Origin of the sequence: Blastococcus litoris (assembly GCF_003075095.1) — a bacterium.
Taxonomy (GTDB): domain Bacteria; phylum Actinomycetota; class Actinomycetes; order Mycobacteriales; family Geodermatophilaceae; genus Blastococcus_B; species Blastococcus_B litoris.
In genome coordinates this window covers 518,557-541,933 of the sequence record NZ_QCZF01000001.1, presented here as the reverse complement: position 1 = coordinate 541,933, position 23,377 = coordinate 518,557, and the positions used below count along the sequence as shown (strand labels likewise).

At 74.3% G+C, this 23,377-nt stretch carries 22 protein-coding genes and 2 tRNA genes; 8 read left to right on the top strand and 16 right to left on the bottom strand.

Annotated features, from left to right (window positions below):
• Positions 1 to 3 precede the first annotated feature (3 nt).
• Positions 4 to 76: transfer RNA gene (locus DCS98_RS02725), tRNA-Gln, on the bottom strand.
• A gap of 210 nt (positions 77 to 286) precedes the next feature.
• Here DCS98_RS02725 and DCS98_RS02720 point away from each other — a divergent pair.
• Together DCS98_RS02720 and DCS98_RS02715 are read left to right on the top strand one after the other, a co-directional pair.
• Positions 287 to 1,282, top strand: coding sequence for an acyl-CoA desaturase (locus DCS98_RS02720; protein WP_116449768.1), 996 nt, complete (start codon positions 287 to 289; stop codon positions 1,280 to 1,282).
• Between the two features lie 90 nt (positions 1,283 to 1,372).
• A complete protein-coding gene (locus DCS98_RS02715; protein WP_241037073.1) occupies positions 1,373 to 2,008 on the top strand; it encodes a TetR/AcrR family transcriptional regulator in 636 nt (211 codons plus the stop codon).
• A 10-nt stretch (positions 2,009 to 2,018) separates the two neighbouring features.
• Here DCS98_RS02715 and DCS98_RS02710 read toward each other — a convergent pair whose 3' ends face one another.
• The 7 genes from DCS98_RS02710 to DCS98_RS02680 form a co-directional block, all read right to left on the bottom strand.
• A complete protein-coding gene (locus DCS98_RS02710) occupies positions 2,019 to 2,939 on the bottom strand; it encodes a 4-(cytidine 5'-diphospho)-2-C-methyl-D-erythritol kinase (protein WP_116449767.1) in 921 nt (306 codons plus the stop codon).
• Positions 2,936 to 3,925 (bottom strand): 16S rRNA (adenine(1518)-N(6)/adenine(1519)-N(6))-dimethyltransferase RsmA, encoded by a 990-nt coding sequence (gene rsmA, locus DCS98_RS02705; protein WP_241037071.1) that lies wholly within the window; start codon positions 3,923 to 3,925, stop codon positions 2,936 to 2,938. Before rsmA ends, DCS98_RS02710 begins: the two co-directional genes overlap by 4 nt.
• Positions 3,813 to 5,018: a resuscitation-promoting factor gene (locus DCS98_RS02700; protein ID WP_241037068.1), complete on the bottom strand. Its 1,206-nt coding sequence runs from the start codon at positions 5,016 to 5,018 to the stop codon at positions 3,813 to 3,815. Before DCS98_RS02700 ends, rsmA begins: the two co-directional genes overlap by 113 nt.
• A 226-nt stretch (positions 5,019 to 5,244) precedes the next feature.
• Entirely contained in the window at positions 5,245 to 6,081 is an 837-nt protein-coding gene (locus tag DCS98_RS02695) for a hypothetical protein (protein WP_116449766.1), read from the bottom strand.
• A 52-nt stretch (positions 6,082 to 6,133) separates the two neighbouring features.
• Positions 6,134 to 7,018: a TatD family hydrolase gene (locus DCS98_RS02690; RefSeq protein ID WP_116449765.1), complete on the bottom strand. Its 885-nt coding sequence runs from the start codon at positions 7,016 to 7,018 to the stop codon at positions 6,134 to 6,136.
• Entirely contained in the window at positions 7,015 to 8,811 is a 1,797-nt protein-coding gene (metG, locus tag DCS98_RS02685; protein WP_116449764.1) for a methionine--tRNA ligase, read from the bottom strand. Before metG ends, DCS98_RS02690 begins: the two co-directional genes overlap by 4 nt.
• A 38-nt stretch (positions 8,812 to 8,849) precedes the next feature.
• Positions 8,850 to 9,686 carry a hypothetical protein gene (locus DCS98_RS02680; RefSeq protein WP_164704338.1) on the bottom strand — a complete coding sequence of 279 codons (837 nt, stop codon included), beginning with the start codon at positions 9,684 to 9,686 and terminating at the stop codon, positions 8,850 to 8,852.
• Positions 9,687 to 9,741: 55 nt separating this feature from the next.
• Between DCS98_RS02680 and corA the strand changes: the two genes are divergently transcribed.
• The gene (corA, locus tag DCS98_RS02675) at positions 9,742 to 10,851 is read left to right on the top strand and encodes a magnesium/cobalt transporter CorA (RefSeq protein WP_116449762.1); all 1,110 of its coding nucleotides are present in this window, start codon (positions 9,742 to 9,744) and stop codon (positions 10,849 to 10,851) included.
• Positions 10,852 to 10,960: 109 nt separating this feature from the next.
• On the opposite strand, the gene rsmI is transcribed toward corA, so the two are convergent.
• A complete protein-coding gene (rsmI, locus tag DCS98_RS02670; protein ID WP_116450141.1) occupies positions 10,961 to 11,824 on the bottom strand; it encodes a 16S rRNA (cytidine(1402)-2'-O)-methyltransferase in 864 nt (287 codons plus the stop codon).
• Between the two features lie 53 nt (positions 11,825 to 11,877).
• Here rsmI and DCS98_RS02665 point away from each other — a divergent pair, with 53 nt between their 5' ends.
• Both DCS98_RS02665 and DCS98_RS02660 read left to right on the top strand, forming a co-directional pair.
• On the top strand, positions 11,878 to 13,386 hold the full coding sequence (locus DCS98_RS02665; RefSeq protein WP_116449761.1) for a dolichyl-phosphate-mannose--protein mannosyltransferase: 1,509 nt from the start codon (positions 11,878 to 11,880) through the stop codon (positions 13,384 to 13,386).
• A 49-nt stretch (positions 13,387 to 13,435) separates the two neighbouring features.
• On the top strand, positions 13,436 to 14,224 hold the full coding sequence (locus tag DCS98_RS02660; protein WP_116449760.1) for an enoyl-CoA hydratase/isomerase family protein: 789 nt from the start codon (positions 13,436 to 13,438) through the stop codon (positions 14,222 to 14,224).
• Positions 14,225 to 14,226: 2 nt separating this feature from the next.
• Here DCS98_RS02660 and DCS98_RS02655 read toward each other — a convergent pair whose 3' ends face one another.
• The 6 genes from DCS98_RS02655 to DCS98_RS02630 all read right to left on the bottom strand — a co-directional run bounded on the left by DCS98_RS02655 (position 14,227) and on the right by DCS98_RS02630 (position 18,621).
• Positions 14,227 to 14,442 (bottom strand): hypothetical protein, encoded by a 216-nt coding sequence (locus DCS98_RS02655; protein ID WP_116449759.1) that lies wholly within the window; start codon positions 14,440 to 14,442, stop codon positions 14,227 to 14,229.
• A gap of 75 nt (positions 14,443 to 14,517) precedes the next feature.
• Positions 14,518 to 14,591 (bottom strand) — tRNA-Ala (locus tag DCS98_RS02650).
• Positions 14,592 to 14,664: 73 nt separating this feature from the next.
• Positions 14,665 to 15,348, bottom strand: a complete 684-nt coding sequence (locus DCS98_RS02645) for a hypothetical protein (RefSeq protein ID WP_241037066.1) — start codon at positions 15,346 to 15,348, stop codon at positions 14,665 to 14,667.
• A gap of 166 nt (positions 15,349 to 15,514) precedes the next feature.
• The gene (locus DCS98_RS02640) at positions 15,515 to 16,081 is read right to left on the bottom strand and encodes a GNAT family N-acetyltransferase (protein WP_241037063.1); all 567 of its coding nucleotides are present in this window, start codon (positions 16,079 to 16,081) and stop codon (positions 15,515 to 15,517) included.
• Positions 16,082 to 16,133: 52 nt separating this feature from the next.
• On the bottom strand, positions 16,134 to 17,600 hold the full coding sequence (gene glp, locus DCS98_RS02635) for a molybdotransferase-like divisome protein Glp (protein ID WP_206340062.1): 1,467 nt from the start codon (positions 17,598 to 17,600) through the stop codon (positions 16,134 to 16,136).
• A gap of 88 nt (positions 17,601 to 17,688) precedes the next feature.
• Positions 17,689 to 18,621 carry a UTP--glucose-1-phosphate uridylyltransferase gene (locus DCS98_RS02630; RefSeq protein ID WP_116449756.1) on the bottom strand — a complete coding sequence of 311 codons (933 nt, stop codon included), beginning with the start codon at positions 18,619 to 18,621 and terminating at the stop codon, positions 17,689 to 17,691.
• 133 nt (positions 18,622 to 18,754) lie between these two features.
• Here DCS98_RS02630 and DCS98_RS02625 point away from each other — a divergent pair, with 133 nt between their 5' ends.
• From DCS98_RS02625 to DCS98_RS02615, 3 genes are read left to right on the top strand one after another with little or no spacing between them, the layout of a single operon-like run.
• A complete protein-coding gene (locus DCS98_RS02625; protein WP_116449755.1) occupies positions 18,755 to 20,092 on the top strand; it encodes an SLC13 family permease in 1,338 nt (445 codons plus the stop codon).
• Between the two features lie 14 nt (positions 20,093 to 20,106).
• Positions 20,107 to 21,285, top strand: a complete 1,179-nt coding sequence (locus tag DCS98_RS02620; protein ID WP_116449754.1) for a CaiB/BaiF CoA transferase family protein — start codon at positions 20,107 to 20,109, stop codon at positions 21,283 to 21,285.
• Positions 21,282 to 22,811, top strand: a complete 1,530-nt coding sequence (locus DCS98_RS02615) for a carboxyl transferase domain-containing protein (protein ID WP_116449753.1) — start codon at positions 21,282 to 21,284, stop codon at positions 22,809 to 22,811. The genes DCS98_RS02620 and DCS98_RS02615 overlap by 4 nt, the downstream gene beginning before the upstream one ends.
• On the opposite strand, the gene DCS98_RS02610 is transcribed toward DCS98_RS02615, so the two are convergent.
• Positions 22,808 to 23,299 carry a MarR family winged helix-turn-helix transcriptional regulator gene (locus DCS98_RS02610; protein ID WP_116449752.1) on the bottom strand — a complete coding sequence of 164 codons (492 nt, stop codon included), beginning with the start codon at positions 23,297 to 23,299 and terminating at the stop codon, positions 22,808 to 22,810. The genes DCS98_RS02615 and DCS98_RS02610 overlap by 4 nt on opposite strands.
• Between the last annotated feature and the right edge of the window lie 78 nt (positions 23,300 to 23,377).

Here is a 23,377-nt window from a genome sequence, read left to right as displayed (position 1 = left end):
TCGCTGGGGGACTCGGACTCGAACCGAGACTGCACGGCTCCAAAGGCCGGCGGGCTGCCGATTACCCCATCCCCCACCCGCGGACCCGGTCGGCCGGGACCACGGGGGTGCCGGGGTCCCGGCACCCGGACCGAGCCTAGGGCCGCCGGACGGCGAGGGCACCCACCGGGCACGGAGGCCGGGTCGCCGCCCGCCCTACGGTGTCGTAGGTTACGGCCACGTAGCCACGGCGCCGGATGGTCGCTGACCCCGCGCGAGGCCCCTGACCACGCACCTGGAGTTCTCCTTGTCCGCTCCCGCTCTCACCCGGCCCACGGCTCCCCCGCTCGCGGACCCCCACGCCGGACTGCCCGCCAACGCCATCGGCCGGCACAAGAGCATCCTCGAGATCGTCACGCTGTCGGTGATCGTGGCCGTCCCGTTCCTCGCCCTGATCGCCGTCGTCCCCGTCGTCTGGGGCTGGGGGATGTCCTGGCTCGACGTCGGCCTCGCCGTCGGCTTCTACTACCTGACGCTGCTCGGCGTCACGGTCGGCTACCACCGGCACTTCACCCACGGCTCGTTCAAGGCCACGCGGCCGCTGCGGCTGGCGCTCGCGGCCGCCGGATCCATGGCTATCCAGGGTCCGGTCGTCCAGTGGGTGGCCGACCACCGGCGGCACCACGCCTTCGCCGACCGGGCGGGCGACCCGCACTCCCCCTGGCGCTACGGGACCGACCTGCGGGCCCTGCTCAAGGGCATGTGGCACGCCCACCTGGGCTGGACGTTCGAGCGCCGCAAGACCAACCCGGAGCGCTACGCCCCCGACCTGCTCAAGGACGGCGCGCTGGTGACCACGAGCCGGCTGTTCGTCCTCTGGGCGGCCCTGAGCCTCTTCCTCCCCGCGGTCATCGGCGGCCTGGTCACCGGCACCTGGGCCGGCGCCTGGTCGGCGTTCTTCTGGGCCGGCCTGGTGCGGATCGCGCTGCTGCACCACGTCACGTGGTCGATCAACTCGGTCTGCCACGTCATGGGCAACCGCCCCTTCGCCTCGCGCGACCGCGCCACGAACTTCTGGCCGCTGGCGATCCTGAGCGGCGGCGAGTCGTGGCACAACCTGCACCACGCCGACCCGACGTGCGCCCGCCACGGGGTGCTCCGCGGACAGATCGACATCAGCGCCCGGATCATCTGGTTCTTCGAGAAGCTGGGGTGGGCGCGCGACGTCAAGTGGCCCGACCCGGTCCGGCTGGCCGCCAAGCGCCGCGACGCGGCACCGGCGCCCGCCCCGGCGTCGGCCTGACGAAACACCCCGTTCCCCTCACCCCTCGCACGCTCGGGGCGAGCCTCTGAACGGGGCCGGGGCACGATGTCGTCGAGGGAAGGACACCCCATGACCAGCACGACGCGCCCCCGGGTCCGGATGACCGGCGAGCAGCGCCGTCGGCAGCTGCTCGACATCGGCCGCGAGCTGTTCGCCGAGCGGGGCTTCGAGGCCACCTCGGTCGAGGAGCTGGCCGCCCACGCCGATGTCAGCAAGCCCGTGGTCTACGAGCACTTCGGCGGCAAGGAGGGCCTCTACGGCGCGGTCGTCGACCGCGAGATGCAGGCGCTGCTCGATCGCTTCACGTCTGCCCTGTCGGTGCCGGGGCCGCCGCGGGAGATGCTGGAGAGCGCGGCGCTGGTCCTCCTCGACTACATCGAGGAGGAGACCGACGGCTTCCGGGTCCTGACCCGCGACGCCCCCGGGCAGAGCGGTGGTGCCTCGTTCTCCTCCTTGATCGGCGAGGTGGCCCGCAAGGTCGAGCACATCCTGGGCCGGGAGTTCGGTGGCCGGGGGTACGACCCCCGGCTCGCGCAGCTCTACAGCCAGGCACTCGTCGGGATGGTCTCCCTCGTCGGCCAGTGGTGGCTCGACAACCGGGCGCTGGGCAAGGAGCAGGTGGCCGCCCACCTGGTGAACCTCTCCTACAACGGCCTCGCGCACCTCGACGCGGCGCCGGCCCTGCGCGGGCGGACCGCCTCCTGAGCCTCCGGCCTCAGCGGGTCACGCGGGCGCCCGGTACCGGGCCGTGCACGGCGCGGACGGTCCGGAAGACGCCTTCGCCGGCCAGCTCGGCCGCCAGCCGCTGGGCGTGCTGCTCGTCGCGGCAGAGTGCGGCGACGGTGGGGCCGGAGCCGCTCACCAGCGCGGATGCGGCGCCCGCCTCCGTCGCGGCCCGCAGGGCGCGCCCGAGCGCGGGCCGGAGGGCGAGCGCCGGTGCCTGGAGGTCGTTGGCCAGCGCCGCTGCGAGCGCCGACGGCGGTCCGCTGCGCAGCGCAGCCAGCACCGGCTCGGCGTCGGCGGACCAGTCGGTGGGCAGCCGGCCGGCGTCGCGCAGCCGGTCCAGCTCGCCGTAGACGGCGGGGGTCGACAGCCCCTCCCCCGCGATGCCCAGGACCCAGTCCCAGCGACCGCGGGACAGCACCGGCGTCACCTGCTCGCCGCGGCCGGCGCCCAGCGCAACCCCGCCCACGAGGCTGAAGGGGACGTCGCTGCCCAGCTGCGCGGCCAGCCCGAGCAGGTCCTCACGGCTCGCCCGCGTGCCCCACAGGGCGTCGAGCGCGACCAGAGCGGCCGCGGCGTCGGCGCTGCCGCCGGCCAGCCCGGCGGCGGCCGGGATCGCCTTGTCGACGGCCAGGGTCGCGTGGGCGGGCACCCCGGCCGACGCGGCCAGCAGCTCGGCGGCCCGCCAGACGAGGTTCCGGGAGTCCGTCGGCACGAGGTCCGCGCCGCGGCCGCCGGTGCCCTCGCCGGTGACAGTGAGCGCGAGGCCGTCCCCCGGAGCAGCGGTGACGCTGTCGAACAGCGACACCGCGAGGTAGACGGTGCGCAGCTCGTGGAACCCGTCGGGGCGCAGCGGCCCGACCCCCAGGTGCACGTTGACCTTCGCGGGCGCCCGGGCGACGACGGCGGTCACGGGTCCACCGGTGCGGTCGCCGCCAGCCGTGCGAAGTCGGCCACCGACAGCTGCTCCCCGCGCGTGGCGGGGTCGATGCCCGCGGCCCGCAGCCGCGTCTCGGCCGCCGCGGGGCTGCCGGCCCACCGTGCCAGGGCGCCCCGCAGGCTCTTGCGGCGCATCGCGAAGGCGGCGTCCACCACGGCGAAGGTGGCCGGCCGGTCGCCGGGCGGAGGTGGGCGCCGGACCAGCGCCACCAGACCGGAGTCGACGTTGGGCTCGGGCCAGAAGACCTTGCGGCCCACGGCCCCTGCCCGGCGCACCTCGCCGTACCAGGCGGCCTTGGCCGAGGGCACCCCGTAGGCGGAGCTGCCCGGAGCGGCCGCCAGCCGCTCGGCCACCTCGGCCTGCACCAGGATCAGCGCCCGGTCCAGCGTCGGCAGCAGCTCCAGCAGGTGCAGGAGGACGGGGACGGCCACGTTGTAGGGCAGGTTCGCCACCAGCGCCGTCGGCGGCGGCCCGGGCAGTTCCTGGACGCGGAGGGCGTCCGCGGTGACCACGGTGAGCCGGTCGGCGAGATCGGGACGTCGCTCGGCGACAGTGCCCGGCAGGAGACCGGCCAGGCGCGGGTCGATCTCGACGGCGAGCACGGCCGCGGCCGCCGGCAGCAGGCCGAGGGTCAGCGACCCGAGCCCCGGGCCCACCTCGAGGACGACGTCGTCCGGCCGGAGGTCCGCCGTCCGGACGATCCGCCGGATGGTGTTGGCGTCGTGGAGGAAGTTCTGCCCGAGCGTCTTGGTCGGACGCAGCTCGAGCTGCTGGGCCAGCTCACGGATGGTGGCCGGTCCCAGCAGCCCGTCCGACTGCTCGGGAGGAGTGCTCAGCGACGCCCGATCAGAGGTTCTTGCCGCAGTGCGGCCACTGCCCGGCGCCGGAGCGCTGGTACAGCAGCTGGGCGCGGTAGGTCTGCTCGTCGGGCGTCGCCTGGGACGGCAGGCCCGTGCCACCGACGGCCTGCCACGTGGCGACCGAGAACTGGTAGAGCCCGTGGTACTTGCCGCTGGCGCTGACCGCGTTCGGGCGCCCGCCGGACTCGCACTGCGCCAGCGCCGCCCAGTTCAGCCCGTCGGCCGACGGGCTGTTGGCGGGGCGCGCCTTGGTGCCGACCGTGACCTGCTCGGGCACCTGCTGGCGGGTGACGCTGGTGTTCAGGACCTCGCGGGCGGTCTCGACGCCGTCGACGACCGTGACGCGGACGGTGGACACCTGCTCGCCGTCGACGCCCTGCTGGGTGACCTTCTCGTCGCCCTCGAGCGCCTCGGGGTCGGCGGTCTCGACCCGCTCGTGCGGGATGGCCGCGGCCACCTGGGTCTCGGTCACCTGCACGCGGAAGACCTGCAGGCGCATGCGGTTCAGCAGCGCCTGACCCAGGTAGAGGCTGGTCCGGTCGGTCGCGCTCAGCGCGATGCCCTGCTCGGTGAGCAGGTCACCGGCGGTGGCGGCCGTCGTCGTGACGACGCGCTCCTGGCCGTCGCTGACCAGGACGATCTGCTTGGGCGTGGTGATCGTCAGCTGCATGCCGTCGAGCGGGAGGCGCTCGCTGCGGCTGGCGGAGAGCACGAGGTCGTCCGAGCGCAGACCCAGCTGCTCGAGCGCCTCGTCGACGCTCAGGGCGGTCACGTAGACCTCGCGGTCCACCCCGTCGATCGACAGCTGCAGCGGCCGGGCGCGGTTCACGACCACCGCGTCGCCGTCGGCGAGCTCCTGGCCGGGAGCCGGCAGGACGACGTCGTGTGCGGCGACCTCCAGGCCCTCCTCGTCGAGGACCTCGGCGACCGTGCCGGCGTAGGTGCCGACGGTGCGGGGCTGCCCGTCGACGGTGAGCGTCACGGACTTCTGGGCGACGAAGTAGGCGAGCGTGCCACCGATCAGTCCCAGGAGGACGACGGCGAACAGGCTGAGCTGGAGAGAGCGGCGCACGAACACTTCCACGAGGTCACAAGACCCGGGCAGGAGGCCGGGCCGGCAGCCGGTCGGGAGCGCGGGGGCGCCCAGCCGGTCGATGCCGCCCGGGTGGTCTCCACCCCGGCTGTCGGTCACGACACGATAACGAACACTGACTGTGTGGCAATGCTGCACAGGAAGTACAGCAGAGGAATTCACTTGCGCTGCGTGGGCTCGCCGACACCCTCCGTGACACGGCGGGCAGAAGGTGCAGGTGGTGAGCCGACGTGACCGCCCCGTGACCGGTGAGCAAGGCCACAGCGTCGTTCCCGCCGTCGCGGGGCAGAAACCGGAGGTTGCGGGCCCTCTCGAGCCGGATCGTTCAGCCGGCCAGGGCGCGTGCCGTGGTCCGCACCGGGCGCAGCCAGCCGAGCAGGAAGGCTGCCACCGCGACCCCCGCCGTCAGCGCCGAGAAACCGCCGGCGACGAGCGCGACCGGCAGGAAGTCGTAGCCCTCGCTGACGCGTTCCGGGTCGATGCCCGCCCGCAGCAGCAGCGTGCCGAGAGGCAGCAGGCCGAGGACCGTCGTCGCGGCCGCGACCAGGTGCGCGGTCCACGTCCGCAGGGCCTCGTCCACCGGCACGTCGGCTCCGCGCGCCGGCAGCGGGCGCACCAGGACGCGCAGCAGGGCCACCTCGGCGAGCAGCCACGCGACGAGCGGCACGAGCAGCGCCGCCCAGGCCACCGTGTCGGGGAGCTCGCCCTCGTTCCACAGCGAGACGGTGACGGCCACCTGCGCGGCGGCCACCACCCGCATCGTCCAGAGCAGCCAGCCGGAGATCAGGTCGCCGAGGCGCGGGCGGCGGGGCGGGGCGCTGGTGGTCCAGCGCGGCCGGGGCCGGGTCGCCTCGGCGAGCAGCACCCCCAGCAGCAGACCGACGACGAGGATCGGCACCCACAGGAAGACCGACGCCTCGGCGAGCGCGACGACGCTCCCGATGATCCCGGCGACTCCGAGCAGCAGGCCGAGCAGGCGGATCCGCCGCCCGTGCTGCGCCTGGCGCTGGAGCGCCCTGGTGCCCTCGGGCGTGGGTTCGGCCAGCTCGACACCACCGGCGGCGACGGCTCGCCGGCCGACCGCCAGCCACCACGCCCGCGCCAGGAGCACGCCGGGCACCAGCACGGCGATGAACAGCAGAACGGCGATCAGACGGCCCACGACGCCAGTGTCCCCCGGTTTGCCGCGACGTGGCGGCCTCCCCGCCGCAGGATCACCAGGACCCGAACACCCGCTCGCCCGTCGCGGTCAGGCCCGCGCACAGCTCCCCCGGGTCGACGCCGGTCACCTCGGCCAGCGCGCGCACGGTGTGCGGCACCAGGCGGGAGGCATTCGGGCGGCCGCGGTGGGGCATCGGCGTGAGGAACGGCGCGTCGGTCTCGACCAGCATCTGGTCGACCGGGGTGAGCGCCGCCGCCTCCCGCAGGTAGCCGGCGTTGCCGAAGGTGACGGTGCCGGCGAAGGAGAGGACGAAGCCCCGCTCGACGCAGCGGCGCGCGAAGTCGGCGTCACCGGAGAAGCAGTGGAAGACGGTGTGCTCGGGCGCGCCCTCGTCGTCCAGGACCCGGAGGATCTCCTCGTGGGCGTCCCGGTCGTGGATGACCAGCGCGATCCCGTGGCGCTTCGCGATGCCGATGTGCGCCCGGAACGACGCCTCCTGCGCGGCCCACCCCTCGGGGCCGGTCCGGAACCGGTCCAGGCCGGTCTCCCCCACCGCCCGCACCCGGGGCAGCCCGGCCAGCCGGTCGATCTCGGCCAGTGCGTCGTCGGTCGCCTTCCCGGCGCCGGCCTCGTTCGGGTGCAGGGCGACCGCGGCCAGGACGTTCGGGTGCCGTTCGGCCAACGCCGCCGACCAGCGCGACGACGCGACGTCGACCCCGACCTGGACCAGCCGCGGCACGCCCACCGCGACCGCGGCGGCGATCTCGGCGTCGACGGCGGCGTCCGACGCCCACTCGCCGTGCTCGTCGCCGGCCGGCCGCTCCCCCAGGACGATGTCCAGGTGCGTGTGGCTGTCGAGCGCCGGACCCGGCAGCGGCTCCGGGGACGGCGGCGGCTCGCCGCGCTTGTTCGCGCGCGACGCCGCCGAGCGGCTCATTCGCCTTCTTCCAGCCGCCGCAGCTCCTCCTCGACGATCGAGTCGTCGAGCTTGGTGAACACGGGCGTCGGCGGCGCCAGCGGGGTGCCCGCCTCGGCGAGCGGGGTGGACGCCCACACCGCCTGCCCCTGGTCGTAGGGACCGGTGATGATCGGGTAGGGCGAGCCGTCGTCGAGGTCGGTGACCTCCTCGATCCGCGGCGCGGGCGACCAGACGCCGGTGCCGCCCAGCAGCTCGTGCACCTTCTGCGCCGAGTGCGGGAGGAACGGCGTCAGCAGGGCGTTGCAGTCCTTGATCGCCTGGAGCGCGGTGTGCAGGACGGTGTCCCGGCGGGGCAGGTCCTCCTTGAGCTTCCACGGCGCCTGGTCGGACAGGTACTTGTTCGCCTCGCCGACCACCCGCATCGCCTCGGTGGCCGCCGCCTTCTGGCGGTTGCGGGTCAGCAGGTCACCGATCGGCCCGAACGCTCCGGACGTCGTCGCCAGCAGCGCCCGGTCGGCGTCGGTGAGGTCGCCCGCGGTCGGGACGGCGCCGACGTTCTTCGCCGCCATCGACACCGTGCGGTTGACCAGGTTGCCCCAGCCGGCCACCAGCTCGTCGTTGTTGCGGCGCAGGAACTCCGACCAGGTGAAGTCGGTGTCCTGGTTCTCCGGCCCGGCGACGGCGATGAAGTACCGCAGCGCGTCGGCGTCGTAACGGGAGAGGAAGTCGCGCACGTAGATGACGACGTTGCGGCTGCTGGAGAACTTGCGGCCCTCCATCGTCAGGAACTCGCTGGAGACCACCTCGGTCGGCAGGTTCAGCCGGCCCAGGTCACCCGGCGTGCCGCCCTTGTCGCCCTCGCCGTTGTAGCCGAGCAGCTGGGCGGGCCAGATCTCGGAGTGGAAGACGATGTTGTCCTTGCCCATGAAGTAGTAGGCGTCGGAGTCCGGTGTCTGCCACCACTGCCGCCACGCCTCGGGGTCACCCGACCGGCGCGCCCACTCGATGGACGCCGAGAGGTAGCCCACGACGGCGTCGAACCAGACGTAGATGCGCTTGTCGTTGCGGTCCCGCCAGCCGTCGAGCGGCACGGGCACGCCCCAGTCGATGTCGCGGGTGTAGCTGCGGGGCTTCAGGTCCTCGAGCAGGTTGACGCTGAAGTTCAGGACGTTGGGCCGCCAGCTCTTGCGGGTGGCCAGCCAGTCGCCCAGCGCGCGGGTGAACGCCGGCAGGTCGAGGAAGTAGTGCTCGCTCTCCACGAACTTCGGCGTCTCGCCGTTGATCCGGCTGACCGGGTTGATCAGGTCGGTCGGGTCGAGCTGGTTGCCGCAGTTGTCGCACTGGTCGCCGCGGGCGCCGTCGTAGCCGCAGATCGGGCAGGTGCCCTCGATGTAGCGGTCGGGCAGCGTGCGCCCGGTCGACGGGCTGATCGCGCCCAGCGTCGTCTTCGGGAACACGTAGCCGTTCTTCAGCAGGCCCAGGAAGATCTCCTGGCTGACGGCGGCGTGGTTGGCCGTCGTGGTCCGGGTGAAGAGGTCGTAGCTGAGCCCGAGCGACTGCAGGTCGCCGACGATGATCCGGTTGTTCCGGTCGGCGATCTGCCGCGGCGTGATGCCCTCGGCGTCGGCCGCGACGGTGATCGGGGTGCCGTGCTCGTCGGTGCCGCTGACCATGAGGACCTTGTCCCCGGCCATGCGGTGGTACCGGCTGAACACGTCGGAGGGGACGCCGAAGCCGGAGACGTGGCCGATGTGCCGCGGCCCGTTCGCGTAGGGCCAGGCGACTGCGGTCAGGATGTGCCGATCACTCACGGGTCAACAGTACGGAGCACCGTCCACCCGGCTGCGCGTCAGTCCTGCGTGAACACCGAGGACGCCGGGTCCTGGACGTCGCCGGCGGGGACCGGCGCGAGCACCGCGACGGCGCACAGCGAGGCGCCGATGACGCCCAGCGTCACGGTGGCGAGCAACCGGTGGGCCTGCACCGGGTCGGGACGGCGCACCCGGGCGCGGGGCCCCTGCGCGATCCACTGCTGGGTCGCCGGGGTGCCGGCCAGCAGCAGCTTCCCGACCGGGACGGCGAGGAGGAGCAGCGCGAGGGCCGGCAGCGGCAGCGGGGTGGGGTTGGCGACCGGGGTGGCGGTGGCGACGACGAGCAGCGCGGCCAGGGCGGCCAGCTCGCCGTAGGCAACTCCGACGAACAGCGAGCGCCCGGTGCCGTCCACCATCGCGGCGGCGCTGCCCGCGCACAGCACGATCCAGCCGGCGAGCACGACGAGGGCCACGGCCACCAGCCAGCCCGCGGGGGGACCGGCCGAGGACAGGACGCCGTCCAGGCTCCCCAGGGCGAGGGCGAGCAGGGCGACGGCCTGGAGGACGCCGACGGACGCGGCGCCGAGGACCGCCAGCGGGATGCGGCGGGAGGCGACCTCCCGGGTGGCGGCGATCTCCTCGACGGCGGTGTCCGCCGCGCGCGCCGGGAGCGGCCCGAACGTGCGGGGTGCCTCGAGGACGCTGATCGCCATACCGGTCAGCTCGGCCCGCCGGGCGGCCCGCTGAAGGGTCGCCGGGCGGCTCTCACCCCAGCGGGTGAGCCGACGTCGGCTCGTGCGCGGGGCGCGCTCGCGGGCCCCGCCCCCCGAGAGGCGGCGGCCGGGCAGCGTCGCACGGGGGCCGGCGGCCCGCATTGCCTACGCTGCACTCGCTCCCGGACCGCACCGGGCCGAACTGGAGAGGTGGGCGATGGCCGCGACCGACACGCCCCGCGACCTGCCCGCGGGGCCGCCTCCGCTGCAGCCGCCCACACCGCGCCCGCGCCCGGCGGGCGCGCCGAAGTCGACCCGCGCCCGCACGGCGGACGAGGACGTCGTCGTCGACTGCGCGGTGTACGTCGACGGCCGGCGGCAGGCACCCGTCACGCCCGAGGAGGCGCTGGAGGCGGCCGTCGCCCAGGGCGGCTTCGTGTGGCTGGGCCTCTACGAGCCCACCGACGAGGAGCTGACCGCGATCGGCGACCGGTACGGGCTCCACCCCCTGGCGGTCGAGGACGCGGTCTACGCCCATCAACGGCCCAAGCTGGAGCACTACGACGACGCCTTGTTCATGGTGCTCAAGACGGCGACCTACGTGGAGCACGAGCAGCTCACCGCGACCAGCGAGGTGGTGGACACCGGCGAGGTCATGGTCTTCCTCGGCTCGCACTACGTCATCACCGTGCGGCACGGGACCCACTCCGGGCTGACCAGCCTGCGCGCTCGCCTGGAGGAGCAGCGCGACCTGCTGTGCCTGGGCCCGTCGGCCGTCCTCTACGCCGTCGCGGACCTCGTCGTCGACAGCTTCGTCGAGGTCGCCGAGGCGGTCACCGACGACGTGGACGAGCTCGAGTCCTCGGTGTTCAGCCCCCAGCGCACCGACGACATCGGCCGGCTCTACCAGCTCAAGCGGGAGCTGATGTCGCTGCGCAAGGCGGTCTCCCCGTTGGAGCTGCCGTTGCAGAAGCTGGCCGAGCGCCAGATCGACGTCGTCCCCGAGGCGATGCGCTCGTACTTCCGCGACGTCCAGGACCACGCCATCCGCGTCCGCGACCAGGTGTCGGCGCTGGACGAGCTGCTGTCGTCGATCCTCCAGGCCTCGCTCGCGCGGTCGACGATGGCCGACAACCAGGACATGCGGAAGATCTCCGCCTACGCCGGCATCATCGCCGTGCCGACCGCCATCGCCGGCATCTACGGGATGAACTTCGACTACATGCCGGAGCTCCGGTGGCGGTACGGCTACTTCCTGGTGCTGCTGGTCATCGCGGCCGTGTGCGTGCTCCTGTACCGCGGCTTCAAGCGCAACGGCTGGCTCTGACCCCTCCCCTCGCTGGACGCGCCGTCCGTGCGCTGATCCACGTCATCGGGCGCGCGGTGGGGCGGGTCCGCGCACAGTCACCGGCCGGGCGTCGCGGCGAGGGAGGAGATCAGGTCGGCGGGCCGGACGCCGCCGAGGGGGACTTGGCGGCGACGACGGCGTCGTAGACCACCCGGCGGGGCAGCCCGGTCCGGACGACGACGGCGCGGATGGCGTCCTTGCGGGTGGCACCGGCCGCTTCCTCCGACGCCACGGCGGCCGCCAGCTGGTCGGCGTCCATCGGCACGGGCGCCGCGCTCGCCCCCGCGACCACCAGCGTGATCTCGCCCTTCACGCCCTCGGCGGCCCACACGGCGAGTTCCGACAGCGGCCCGCGCCGGATCTCCTCGTAGGTCTTGGTCAGCTCGCGGCAGACGGCGGCGGGCCGGGCGTCGCCGAACGCCGCGGCCGCGTCGGCCAGGGCGTCGGCCAGCCGGTGCGGGGACTCGAAGAAGACCATCGTGCGGCGCTCGTCGGCCAGGCCCGCCAGCGTCGACCGCCGCTCCCCGCCCTTGCGCGGCAGGAAGCCCTCGAAGCAGAAGCGGTCCACGGGCAGCCCCGAGACGGCCAGCGCCGTGGTCACCGCGGAGGGCCCCGGCACCGAGGTCACCGGGACGCCGGCCTCGATGGCCGCCCGCACCAGCGTGTAGCCGGGGTCGGACACCGACGGCATCCCCGCGTCGGTGAGCAGCAGCACCGTCGCGCCGTCCTGCATCGCCGACAGCAGCCCGGGCAGCCGCGCCTTCTCCACCGACTCGTGGAAGGTCACCACCCGGCCGGTGAAGGTGACGCCGAGGTCGGTGGCGAGCCGGTGCAGGCGGCGGGTGTCCTCGACGGCGAGGACGTCGGCCGAGGCCATCACGTCGCGCAGCCGCGGTCCCACGTCGCCCGGCTGCCCGAGGGGCGCCCCACCCAGCACCAGCCGTCCGCTCACGTCCACGAGCCTGTCACGGCCGGCCCCCCGGCCGGGCCACATACCCTGCCCCCATGGCGGTGCTGGCACCCGAGCGGGCGGAGACGGCACCCGAGCCACCTCCGGTGGCCCGCCGCTGGACGCCGCCCCGCCGCCGCCGGGACACCACCCCGCCGCTGCCCGACGACGCGCGGCTGTCGTGGATCCTCACCGCGGTCCTGGGCGTCGTCACGCTCGCCGTCCGCCTGTGGGGCATCACCTACCCGAAGGACCTGCTCTTCGACGAGGCGTACTACCCGCCCGAGGCGCACGAACTGCTGACCTGGGGCTTCGAGTACAACCGCGGCTACTCGTTCATCGTCCACCCGCCGCTGGGCAAGTGGCTGATCGCGTCCGGCGAGCAGCTGTTCGGCTACAACTCCTTCGGCTGGCGGTTCCCGTCGGCGGTCGCGGGCACGATCGCCGTCGTCGTCCTCGCCCGGCTGGCCAGGCGGCTCACCGGCTCGACGTTCCTGGGCCTGATCGCCGGGCTGCTGCTGGCGCTCGACGGCTTCTCCTTCACCCTCGGCCGCATCGGCCTGCTCGACGTCTTCCTCCAGGTCTTCGCCGTCTCCGCGGTCGCCTGCCTCGTCGTCGACCGCGACACGGTGCGGGCACGCGTCCGCGCGATGGACGTCCCGGCCCGGATCGGTCCGCGCGGGTGGCGGATCGCCGCCGGCGTCCTCTTCGGCGCGGCCTGCGCCGTCAAGTGGAGCGGGATCTGGTTCCTGGCGTTCTTCGCGGTCCTGAGCCTGTTCTGGGACCGCGCCGCCTGGCGGGAGGCCGGCGTCCCCAGCCCCACGCGGACGACGCTGCGCCGCGGCCTCCCGGGAGCGGTCTGGGCGCTGGGCGCCGTCCCGGTGCTCACCTACCTGGCGTCGTTCACCGGGTGGTTCCTCGGCGAGACCTCGCAGGGCAAGGCGTGGGCCCAGCAGAACCCCGACACCGCGTTCCCCTGGATCCCGGACGCGCTCCGCTCCCTGTGGCACGAGCACGCCCAGTGGCTCGGGTTCCACAACCAGCTGTCCTCGCCGCACCCGTGGGAGTCCGGCCCCTGGTCGTGGCTGGTCGACGGCCGGCCGATCCTGCTCTGGAACCCGCAGGGCCTGACGGACTCCGCCGGCGACCAGGTGATCCGCTACATCCTCATGGTCGGGACGCCGACGCTGTGGTTCGCGTTCGCGCCCGCCCTGCTCTGGCTGCTCTGGCGCATCGTGGCCCGCCGCGACCCGGCCGCCGTCACCGTCGCCGTGGCCATCGCCGCCGGCTGGCTGACCTGGTTCCTCAACCCCGAGCGGACCATGTTCATCTTCTACATGGCGCCGGCCCTGCCGTTCTTCGTCCTGGCCGTGGTGCTGGCGCTGCAGGACGTCCTGGGCCGCGGCGAGAGGGACTCCCTGCGGCGGCAGATCCGCCTCGGCGCGGTGTGCCTGTACGTGGCCCTGGTCGCGGCCACCTTCGTCTTCTTCTACCCCGTGCTCACGGGGCAGCCGCTCTCCCACCCGGAGTGGCTGCTGCGGATGTGGTTCCCCTCCTGGTTCTGAGCGCCCAGCCCCTACGGTGACGGGACCAGCGAGGACGAAGGGGACGACGATGACCCAGGACCGGCCCGCCGTGCTCACGGAGGTCGACGGCGACGTCTGGCGGATCACCCTCGACCGCCCCGAGACCGGCAACGCGCTCACCCCGCAGATGGCCGCCGAGCTCGCCGCGGCCCTGGCGGCCCGTCCCGAGGGCAGCCGCGTCGTCCTGCTCCTGGCCAACGGCCCCCGCTTCTGCGTGGGCGGGGACGTGCGCTCCTTCGCCGACTCCGACGACCCCGGCACCTTCGTCGGCCGCCTGGCGCACGACTGGCACGAGGTCATCAAGGCGCTCCTGTACTGCCCCGTCCCGGTGGTGGCCGGCGTGCAGGGTGCGGTGGCCGGCGCCGGCGTCGGGCTGGTGGGCGCCTGCGACCTCGTCGTCTGCGCGCGCACCACCAAGATCCGGCCCGCCTACAGCGCGATCGGTTTCTCCCCCGACGGCGGCACCTCGTGGGCGCTGGCCCGGTCGCTGGGTGCGCCCCGTGCGCTGGACCTGATGCTCACCAACGGCTCCTTGACGGCGGCCGAGGCGCACCTCACCGGGCTGGTCGCCCGCCTGGTCGAGGACGAGGACCTCCGCGCCACGACGGAGATGGTGGCGCGGGAGATCGCCGAGGGCCCGGTCCGGGCGATGGTCCGCACCCGCGCGCTGGTGCGCCGCGCAGCCACCCGCACGCTCGAGGAGCAGCTGGACGACGAGGCGCAGCTGATCGCCGAGTCCGCGGCCGACCCCGAGGGACGCGAGGGCGTGCGGGCGTTCCTCGAGAAGCGGGTGCCCGACTTCCGCAACGCCCGCTGAGCTCAGCGGCGGCGGTCCAGGCGCAGCAGGACCAGGGCGACCACGCCCAGGACGACGAGGACCGCGCCGACGATCAGCACCTGCCCGACGGCGTCCGCGTCCGCCCACACGCCGCGCAGCCCGTCGACGAGGAAGTACAGCCCGATCGCGGCGACCACCGCCCGCGCGATCCAGCGCAGCCGCACCGCGCGCGTGTCGTCCGGGGCGGGCTCGCTCACGTCGTCTCCTCCGGACGTCGAACGCCGCCGGGGCGGAGGCCCCGACGGCGTCGGCTGGGTCGTGCTGTGAAGGTGTGGAGCTGAGGGGAGTTGAACCCCTGACCCCCTCGATGCGAACGAGGTGCGCTACCGGACTGCGCCACAGCCCCTTCGAGGAGTGAGTTTACCGCCTCGGCTCCCCGACGCCAGCACCGGGGCCGTCGTCGGGGAGCCGGGAGGCGTTCAGCCGCTGGCGACCCGCCGCGGCTGGTACTCGTCGATGTCGGCGAACCCGATGTCGTCGTCGTCCAGACCGACGACGGCGCTGTTCTGCCAACCGGCCGGGGCCGGCGTGCGGGCGGCGACGACGCGACCCATCGGGAACGCGTGCACGGGCGCCAGCGGCACGCTCGGGTGCGGCAGCGACGGCAGGTCCGCCTGCGCGACGGTCTCGTGCACCTCGACGTCGCGCTGCACCGGCACCGGCCGGGCCTCGGTACGCAGCGCGGCACGGGCGGCGGCACGGGCGGCGCGGCGGGCGGCGAGCCGCTCGCGGCGGGCCACCTTGCGCAGGACCAGCACGTAGCCGACGACGGCGAGGTCGAGCAGCACCTGCGCCGTCCAGACCCAGGGGCTGTAGACCAGAGCACCCACCAGGGACAGCACGGCGAGGGCCACCAGGCCCGCCAGGGTGCGACGCCGGAGGGCGTGCACGTCCACCTGCAGCTCACCGCTGGTGCGCAGCAGGTCCCGGTCGATCGACACGCGCTCGGTGTCGGCGTGGACGACGGGGTCCACGGTCCGACGGCGCTGCAGCGTCCGACCGGAGTCAGCCAGGCCCACCGGGCCGGTCTGCGCGTCGCCGCGGGTGACCACCATCGGCACCAGCACGACGAACCACAGCACGACCAGAGCGGCCAAGAGCACGCCCGATCCCATCCGAACACCACCTGTCACATGAGTCACTCGCAGGGGCGAGGTTATGCAGGTCGGAGGTCCGCGCCCGGGAGGCGCGCGGTGTGTCGCGCGTGGATTTCTGTGGCCGGTGTGACGACAGGGGCGTGTCGCGGTCGCCGTCCACCGGCGGGTCGGCTCAGCCTGGTATGCGGTCGCGCCAGCGGGCGAGCACCCCGCCGGGGAGGTCCTCGGCCAGCAGCGCGAAGGAGACGTGGTCGCGCCAGTCGCCGTCGATGTCGAGGTAGCGCCGCAGGAGCCCCTCCCGCTGGAAGCCCAGCCGCTCGACCAGCCGCTGGCTGGGCAGGTTCTCCGGCCGGATGTCGGCCTCGACCCGGTGCAGCCCGACGGCGCCGAACGCGTGGTCGCACACCAGCGCGACGGCCAGCGAGGCCATGCCCCGCCCGGCGACCGACCGGTCGATCCAGTAGCCGAGGTTCCCCGAGCGCAGCGCCCCGCGGACGACGTTGTCCAGGGTGACCTGGCCGGCCAGCCGGCCCTCGACGCGGAGCGCGAACGGCAGGGAGGTGCCCTGGCGGGCCCGGCGGGTGACGACCCGGCGCATCGCCCGGTAGGCGGCGGGCGTGTGCCGCTCCTGCCACGGCAGCCCGTTCGACGGCTCCCAGCGGCGCAGCCAGTCCTCGTTGGCCAGGCGCAGCCGGCTCCACTCACCGGCGTCCCGGCGGCGGAGCGGGTGCAGCTCCACCGGGCCCCAGGTCAGCCGGGCCGGCCAGCCGGGGTGCGCGACGGGATCCAGCTCAGCCCCCGAGCAGCAGCGGCATCACGGTGACCAGGCCGCCGGCCGCGACCTCCGTGACGTCCTCGTCGACCACGATCAGGCAGTTGGCCCGGGCCATGCGGGCCAGGAGCGCGTCGGTGCCGTCGCCGACCGGCTCGACCACGTAGCCGCCGTCCGGGTGCCGCATGACCGTGCCGTGCAGGTACTGGCGGTAGCCCAGCGGGGAGACCAGCGCCTGCCCGGCGATCGCCTGCACGGTGCGGCGGAACAGCTGGCGCTTGCCGAGCATCAGGCGGATGGCCGGCCGGACGAACACCTCGAAGGCGACCAGCGCGGCCACCGGCTCACCGGGGATGCAGATGACCGGGATCTCGTCCCGCCCCAGGCGTCCGAAGCCCTGGGCGGGCCCGGGGTGCATCGTCACCTGGCGGAATCGCATGTCCCCGAGCGCGGACAGCGCCTCCTGCACCATGTCGAACCCGCCGCTGGCGAACGTGCCCGCCACCAGCACCAGGTCGCTCCGGAGCAGCTGGCTCTCCAGCACCTCGGAGAGGCGACGCGGGTCGCTGGGGAGGATCCCCGACCGGTAGGCCTCCGCGCCGGCGTCGCGGGCGGCGGCGGCCAGGGCGTAGCTGTTGACGTCGACGACCTGGCCGGGCGCGGGCGGGGTCCCGATGTCGACGAGCTCGCTGCCGGCGCTGAGCACGGCGATCCGCGGCCGCGGGCGCACCAGGACCCGCTCGCGGCCGACGGCGGCCAGCAGGCTGATCTGCGCGGGGCCGATGGGCGTGCCCACCTGCACGGCCGGGTCGCCGGGTGCGACGTCGTCCCCGGTGCGCCGGACGTAGCTGCCGGCCGGCGGGCCGGCCTGCACCGCGACGGTCACCGCGCCCCCGTCGGTCCAGACCGCGGGGACGACGACGTCGGCGCCGGCCGGGAGCATCGCCCCGGCAGCCACCTTGAGCGCGAGCCCCGGCCCGATGGACGACGGCGCGCCGGCGCCGGCGACGCTCTCCCCCACGACCGCGAGCTCCACCGGCGCGTGCGGCAGCGCGCCCACGACGTCCTCGGCCCGGGCCGCGTACCCGTCGAGGGCCGCCTGGTCGAACGCGGGCAGCGCCCGCTGGCTGACGACCTCCTCGGCGCAGAGCAGGCCCTGGGCGTCGAGGACCGCGAGCTCGATCGGGTGCGGCTGCGGCACGGCGGCGAGGATCTCGTCGAGGTGCCGCTCCACGGTGCAGATCTGCGCCAGCGGCACCGACTCGGCCGGCGGGAGCGGGATCGGACCGGAGGCGGCCGTGCGCTGACCAGGCACCGGGCGGTCGGCCGACGCCGCGGCGTGCGAGGGGGTCACGAGCCGTGCGCCGGGCAGGGTCGACGGGCCGCTCGCCCGCGGCGGTGCCATCGGCATGTCGACCTGCGCGGTGTCCCGGTACCCCCGGTACGCGCCGCCCGTGCCGTTCCCGCCGTCGATCTGACCGCTCATCCTCACCACCGTCGTTCCGCCGTGCCGAGCGCCGTCCGCCGTACCGGCGGCCGCTCCGCACGCCGATGGTGCCCCGTGACGTGGCCGGTCAGGACGACGACGCGCCCTCGGCGGGCAGGTCGGCCACGAAGTCGTGCAGCCAGGCGCGCAGCGGCGGCCCGAGGTCGTCGCGCTCGCTGGCCAGCCGGATGACCGCCTTGAGGTAGTCCAGCCGGTCGCCGGTGTCGTACCGCCGGCCGCTGAAGACCACGCCGTGGACGGGCTCGCCGCGCTCGACGAGGGTGGCCAGCGCGTCGGTCAGCTGGATCTCCCCGCCCCGCCCCGGCGAGGTCTCGCGCAGCACGTCGAACACCGCCGGCGACAGCACGTAGCGGCCGATGATCGCCAGACTGCTCGGCGCCTCGTCGACCGGCGGCTTCTCCACCAGGCCGGTCACCGTGACGACCTCGTCGCCCTCGAGCGCGGTCTGCGTGCCGGGCTCGACGGCCACCGCGCCGTACTTGTCGATGTTCTCCCGGCCGACGTCGAGCAGCGCGATGACGGAGCCGCCGTGCTGCGCCTGGACGGCGAGCATGTGCTCGAGCAGGTGGTCGCGGGCGTCGATGAGGTCGTCGCCGAGCAGCACCGCGAACGGCTCGTCGCCGACGAACGCCGAGGCCTGCAGCACCGCGTGCCCGAGCCCCCGCGCCTCGCCCTGGCGGACGAAGTGCACCTGCGCGACCTCCGTGGACTCGTGCACCGAGGCGAGCCGGTCGGCGTCGCCCTTCTTCTCCAGCGCCGTCTCCAGCTCCGGCACCCGGTCGAAGAAGTCCTCGATGGCCGACTTGCCGCGGCCGGTGACCATCAGCACCTCGGGCAGCCCGGCGCGGGCCGCCTCCTCGACGATGTACTGGAGCGCCGGCCGGTCGACCACCGGCAACAGCTCCTTGGGGACCGCCTTGGTCGCGGGCAGGAAGCGGGTTCCCATCCCGGCGACGGGGATGACGGCCTTGCGCGCCGGACGCGAGGTGGGGCTGGACATGGCGGCAGCCTAGCCAGCCCGCGGCGACGCCCCTCCGGCCCGAGGTCGCCGCCGCCCGACGGCTGGCAGGCGCTACCCGCCGGTAGTTGGTGCACTGGGCCGACCGCATCCCCGCTCGCCCGGAGGAGGGACCGTGTCCCCCGAGATCGTCTCCATCCTCGCGCTCGTCGTCATCTTCGCGATCGCCACGTTCCTGCCCATCAACATGGGCGCGCTGGCGTTCGTGGCGGCGTTCCTCGTCGGGACCCTCTCGGTCGACCTGAGCACCGACGAGATCCTCGGCGGCTTCCCGGCCGAGCTGGTGCTCACCCTGATCGGGGTCACCTACCTCTTCGCGATCGCGCAGAACAACGGCACCGTCGACCTGCTGGTCCGCGGCGCCGTGCGCTTCGTCGGCGGCCACGTCGCGGCCATCCCCTGGATCATGTTCTTCGTCACCGCGGCGCTGACCGCCATCGGCGCGCTCTCCCCCGCCGCCGTCGCGATCATCGCGCCGATCGCGCTGACCTTCGCCGCGCGGCACGGGATCAGCCCGCTGCTGATGGGCATGATGGTCATCCACGGCGCCCAGGGCGGCGGCTTCTCCCCGATCAGCGTCTACGGCGTCACGGTCAACACCATCGTCGAGGACGAGGGCCTGCCGAGCAGCCCGGTCGCGGTCTTCCTGGGCAGCCTCTTCTTCAACCTCGCGATCGCCCTGGTGCTCTTCTTCGTCCTGGGCGGCCGCAAGCTGCTCGGCCGCAGGGTCGAGGCGGCCCCGCTCGCGCACACCGAGCACGCCCACGGGACGACGGTCCGCGGGCACGGCGCCGCCCCCGGTCCCGCGGTCGGCGGTGACGACGACGAGCACATCCACCCGGACGTCCCCCAGCCGGTGCGGTTCGAGCAGGTGCTCACGCTCGTCGGCCTGCTGGTCGTCGCGGTGCTGGCGCTGGCCTTCGACCTCGACATCGGCTTCGTCGCGATCTCCGTGGCCGTCGTCCTGGCGCTGTTCTCGGCGCAGCAGCACAAGGGGGCGGTCACCCAGATCAGCTGGTCGACCATCCTGCTGATCGCCGGGGTGCTCACCTTCGTCTTCGTGCTGCAGGAGGCGGGCACGATCGACTACGTCGGCGAGGCGGTCATCGGGCTGGGCATGCCGCTGCTCATCGCCCTCCTCCTCTGCTACATCGGAGGAGTGGTGTCGGCCTTCGCGTCGTCGACCGCCATCATCGGCGTCGCAATCCTGCTCGCGGTGCCGTTCCTCGAGTCGGGGGACATCAGCGCCGTGGGCGTGGTGGTCGCCCTGTCGGTGGCCTCCACGATCGTCGACGTGAGCCCGTTCTCCACGAACGGCGCGCTGGTCCTGGCCAACGCGCAGGACGTCGACAAGGACCGCTTCTACAAGCAGATCCTGGCCTACGCCGCGATCGTCGTGGCGGTCGGACCGCTGCTCTCGTGGCTGGTGTTCGCCGTCCCCGGATGGCTGTAGGACAGGATCGGGCCATGACCGGACCACTGGACGGCATCCTCGTCGTCGACCTGACCCGTGCCCTCGCCGGGCCGCACGCCGCGATGATGCTCGGTGACCTCGGCGCCCGCGTGATCAAGGTGGAGAACCCCGGCAGCGGGGACGACACCCGCGGGTGGGGCCCGCCGTTCGTCCAGCCCGAGAACGGCGACCGCGAGTCGACCTACTTCCTGTCGACGAACAAGAACAAGGAGTCGATCACCCTCGACCTCAAGGACGAGGGCGACAAGAAGGTGCTGACCGAGCTGCTGCGCCGCGCGGACGTGCTCATGGAGAACTTCCGGCCGGGCACGCTGGCGCGCCTCGGCTTCGGCACCGACGTCCTCGCCGAGCTGAACCCGCGGCTGGTCACCCTGGCGATCAGCGGCTTCGGGCACGACGGGCCCGAGGGCGGCCGCGCCGGGTACGACCAGATCGCCCAGGGCGAGGGCGGCCTGATGTCGCTCACCGGGTCCGGTCCGGACGACCCGCAGCGGGTCGGCGTCCCGATCGGCGACCTGCTGGCCGGCATGTACGGCGCCTACGGCGTGCTCGCCGCGCTGATGGAGCGCGAGCGGACGGGCCGCGGCCAGGTCGTGCGCACCTCGCTGCTGGCCGCGATCGTCGGCGTGCACGCGTTCCAGGGGACGGCGTGGACGGTGGCCGGCAAGGTCGGCCACGCGCAGGGCAACCACCACCCCTCGATCGCGCCCTACGGCCTGTTCCACTGCCAGGGCGGGAGCGTGCAGCTGTCCTGCGGCTCCGAGGGGCTCTGGCGCAAGCTCTGCGCGGAGTTCGGGTTCGACCCCGACGCGCCCGGCATGGCCACCAACGGCGAACGCGTGGACAACCGGCAGCGGGTGATCGCGCTGCTCGAGGAGGCGTTCGCTGGGATCCCCGCCGAGGACCTGCTGGCCCGGCTCGCCGCGGCCGGCATCCCGGCCGGGAAGGTGCGCACGGTCGACGAGGTCTACGGGTGGGACCAGACGCTGTCCCAGGGCCTGCTCGTCGACGTCGACCACGCGACGCTGGGCCGGGTGCAGCTGCCCGGCCCGCCGCTGCGGTTCTTCGCCCCCGGTCCGGACGGCGAGACCGAGACGACCCGGCGCGACCACACCGCTCCCCCGGTGCTCGGTGCCGACGGCGACGCGATCCGCGCCTGGCTGCAGTCGTGACCGGGAAGCCCGCCCGTCTCGACGCCCGCTCGCTGCGGGACCTCGTCCTCGACCCCGGGTCGTGGACGTCGTGGGACGCGCCCGTCCGCCAGCGCGAGGTGCCCGAGTCCTACGCCGCCGAGCTGCGCACCGCCGCCGAGAAGTCGCGGCAGGACGAGTCGATCATCACCGGCGAGGGGCGGCTGCGCGGGCGTCGCGTGGCCGTCGTCGCCGGGGAGTTCGGCTTCCTGGCCGGGTCCATCGGCGTCGCAGCGGCCGAGCGGCTCATGGCGGCGGTCGAGCGGGCCACCGACGAGGGCCTCCCCCTGCTCGCCGCCCCCGTGTCCGGCGGGACCCGCATGCAGGAGGGCACGGTCGCGTTCCTGCAGATGGTGGGCATCACCGCCGCGATCGCCCGGCACAAGCAGGCGGGGCTCCCCTACCTGGTCTACCTGCGCAACCCGACGTTCGGTGGGGTGCTCGCCTCCTGGGGATCGCTGGGCCACGTCACGATCGCGGAGCCCGGTGCCGCGATCGGCTTCCTCGGTGCCCGCGTGTACGAGGCGCTGTACGGCGAGCCGTTCCCCGAGGGCGTCCAGACCGCGGAGCACATGGCCGAGCGCGGGCTGATCGACGCCGTCGTCCCGCACGAGGAGGTCGCGGACCTCGCCGACCGGGCGCTGCGCGTGCTGGCCGCCCGGCAGACCTGGCACACCGACGTCAGCGGCGCCGAGAAGCCGGGGCCGGAGGACGGCACCGACGCCGACGACCCGGAGGACCACCGCAGCGCGTGGGAGGTCGTGACGGCGTCCCGGCGGAAGGACCGGCCGGGCGTGCGACGGCTGCTGCGCACCGCCGCCACCGACGTCGTCGGGTTGTCGGGCACCGGGGCCGGCGAGAAGGACCCCGGCCTGCTGCTGGCGCTGGCCCGGTTCGGCGGCGCCCCGTGCGTGGTGCTCGGCCAGGACCGGCGGGGTCAGTCGCTGTCGGCACCGCTGGGACCGGCCGCGCTGCGCGAGGCCCGCCGAGGCATGCACCTGGCGGAGGAGCTGCGCCTGCCGCTGGTCACGCTCATCGACACCCCCGGCGCCGCGCTCTCCCGCGAGGCCGAGGAGGGCGGGCTGGCCGGGGAGATCGCCCGCTGCCTGCACGACCTGGTGGTGCTGAGGGCACCGACGCTCGCGGTGCTGCTCGGCCAGGGCACCGGTGGTGGCGCGCTGGCCCTGGTCCCCGCCGACCGGGTGCTCGCCGCGGCCAACGGCTGGCTGGGGCCGCTGCCGCCGGAGGGCGCGTCGGCGATCGTGCACCGGACCGTCGACCGGGCCGACGAGATGGCCGCCCACCAGGGGGTCCGGGCCACCGACCTCTGGCGGGCGGGGATCGTCGACCGCGTCGTGCCCGAGCGTCCGGACGCCGCCGACGAGCCGAACGAGTTCTGCCTGCGGCTGGGCCGGGTGCTGGGCGAGGAGCTGGCCGGGCTGCTGGGCCGCGACGACACCGAGCGCTACCGGAGCCGGCTGCACCGGTACCGGCACCTGGGGCGCTAGGCGAGGTCGGCGCCGTCCTGGACGCGGAGGCTGCGGTCGGGGTCGAGCTTGGCGGCGATGGCCTCGAGCGCCTCACCGAGGACCCGGGTCTGCTCGGCGGTCAGCGGGCCGAACACCGCCTCCCGGACGGCGTCGACGTGCCCCGGCGCGACCGCGACGACGACGTCCCACCCGGTGTCGGTGAGGACGGCGAGGTTGCCCCGGCCGTCGTCCGCGGCTCGTTCCCGGCGCACCCAGCCGCGCTCCTCGAGCCGGGCCACGGTGTGCGACAGCCGGCTCTGCGACTGGTTGGCCCGGCGCGCGAGGTCGCTCATCCGCCGGCTGCGCGTCGGGGACTCCGACAGCATCGCGAGGACGACGTAGGCCGCGTGGCTGATCCCGGCGTCGCGCTGGAGCTGTGCGTCCAGCGCCCGGGGCACCAGCTCGGACACCGTGAGCCATGCACGCCAGGTCCGTTGCTGCTCCTCGTCGAGCCAGCGATCGGTCACGGGGCAGACCGTAATGGAGGTCGGCTGCCCGGCCGGATCCGCTTTTCCGGAACCCGGGCGTGTCGTCCTGGTGACGGT